Here is a 1,400-nt window from a genome sequence, read left to right as displayed (position 1 = left end):
ACGCCGTGCTGTGCGGTTTGACGGATAGCGGCAAGGCCCTGGACGATGCAGCTTGTCGCAGCATCTTTGACTTACCGGTGGAGAGCTACACCGAGGATGAGCGGAGATCTCCCCACTGGTTAAAAGCGAGCAGCCGTCCCCACCCGCTGGATAATTTGGTGCCAAAAGAGGCGCTGCTGGAGGCACAGCTGGAGCGTCTGTCTCCCGCTCAGGCCGAGGAAATGGAGCGGATGAAGCAGCAAGTGTCCGCTGATAAGGCGGCATTGAGCCGGGAGCTGAACACTCTGGACAGCCAGGTGCAGCAGGCGCAAGCGGAGTTGGAGGCCGTCACCGGCGACCGGCTGAAACGGCTGGCTACGCAGAAGAAAATCAACCAGCTACGCCAAGAGTACATGAAGCGGCAGGAGAATCAGTTCTTTGACGCCATGCGGCTTGACATGGAGCTGGAAGAAAAAATAAAATCCTTTGCCGAAAAGGAAAAGTTGACGGCAAAGGTGCAGAGAGAATTTTTAGTGAAGATTGTCCAGGCCGGAGGTTAACGTATGAGTTTGGAGCATGATGCAGTAAAATCCACTCCAGAGTGGATTGCACTCAATAATATATGGAAAAGTTGTTCTCAGGAGCAACGCACGAAGATTAAAACTGATTTTGAAGTGTTGGCCAACTATATCAGAGCCAACCATACGCCAAAAGTAGCACCTGCAAAATCCGATTGGCATGAGAGAGAGAAAACAGGTCAGGATGAGTATGCTTATTTGAATCACGTTTCCCCAGAGGCGAAACAATTCGTTAAAGACATGATTCAGCAGGGAGAAAAGAATATCTACCACAGCATCATGGCGGTGTTGCAGACCAAGCCACAGTTGAATCTTGCGGACTTCACTGATTATTATTTTGACAAGAACAGGGCCAAAAGGCCGTATTTAATAGAAAACCAAGCTCTGGTAAGCGAGTTGATCGCATATTGCTGGAGAAAATTCCATAATAGCGCAAAAGTGGGAGGATAAGCACTATGCCTGACTTTCTTGATGGACTTTCCATGAACATAGAACAAACCAACCTGGACAAGCTGCGCTCCCTGTTCCCGGAGTGTGTCAGCGAGGGCAAGTTGGACATTGACAAGCTGCTTTCTCTGTGCGGCGAATACATTGATAACGATTTTGAAAAATATCGGTTTGAGTGGAAGGGTAAGGCAGACTGTCTGCGGCTGGCCCAGAAACGCTCCACCGGCACCCTGCGTCCCTGCCCGGAGGAGAGCGTCAACTGGGACACCACCGAGAACCTCTACATTGAGGGCGACAACCTGGAGGTTTTGAAGCTGCTGCAAACGGCCTACTACCGCAAGGTGAAGATGATTTACATCGACCCGCCCTACAATACCGGCAACGATTTTGTCTATG

At 50.5% G+C, this 1,400-nt stretch carries 2 protein-coding genes and 1 pseudogene; all 3 read left to right on the top strand.

Annotation, left to right across the window (positions count from 1 at the left end):
- The coding region (locus H7U37_RS14835) for a hypothetical protein (protein WP_477742907.1) at positions 1–539 on the top strand (539 nt) is incomplete at its 5' end.
- Between the two features lie 3 nt (positions 540–542).
- Positions 543–1,007 (top strand): hypothetical protein, encoded by a 465-nt coding sequence (locus tag H7U37_RS14830; protein ID WP_204876910.1) that lies wholly within the window; start codon positions 543–545, stop codon positions 1,005–1,007.
- A gap of 5 nt (positions 1,008–1,012) precedes the next feature.
- A pseudogene (locus H7U37_RS14825) lies at positions 1,013–1,400 on the top strand (site-specific DNA-methyltransferase); the annotation flags it as partial.

The organism is Pseudoflavonifractor phocaeensis, assembly GCF_016901735.1.
GTDB lineage: Bacteria > Bacillota > Clostridia > Oscillospirales > Oscillospiraceae > Pseudoflavonifractor_A.
Note: the sequence above shows the minus strand (reverse complement) of the source record. Positions and strands in the feature narration are given on the sequence as shown.